The sequence below is a fragment of the Lamprobacter sp. genome (genome assembly GCF_034860625.1).
Lineage (GTDB): Bacteria > Pseudomonadota > Gammaproteobacteria > Chromatiales > Chromatiaceae > Lamprobacter.
Window position 1 is genome coordinate 1 of the sequence record NZ_JAYESN010000755.1, and the last position, 478, is coordinate 478.

At 64.0% G+C, this 478-nt stretch carries 1 pseudogene; it reads right to left on the bottom strand.

The window, feature by feature from the left end:
* Window positions 1–478 (bottom strand): annotated as a pseudogene (locus VBE63_RS31155) (restriction endonuclease); the annotation flags it as partial.

Sequence of the window (478 nt, forward strand, 5' to 3'; positions counted from 1 at the left end):
TCAGGCGCAGATCGCGATAGAAGGCGTAGAACGCCTTGGTGATCTGCTCCTCTTCGACATGCGTCTGTGTCGCCAGGCGCTCGACGGCACTCTCGCTGTCCGGCTGCAGGCCAAGCAAGGTCGCTTGCCCCAGCAGAAAACAGAAGGCGCGCAGCCGATCAGGATCGGCGAGATCGGCCATCGAGAAACGCTGGTCGTAGCCTTGCCCGCGATCGGTGCGATACAGGCGCAGCTCCAGGTAGTTGCTCACGATGACCCAGCGACAGCCATCCACCTTGGCCGAGTAGCCAAACGCCTGCTCGACCGGGGTCAGGCGCCCATAGGCGACGCCTTGCTTGGCATCCAGATCAGCGCCGGGCGACTTCAGCTCAACGACCGCGCGGGTGCGATCGATGCCGGCGCCATACCAACCGAGCCGGGCATCCGGTGGCTTATAGCCCTTGACCGCCTTGGAGCTGGTCTCGGGCTCGAGATGATG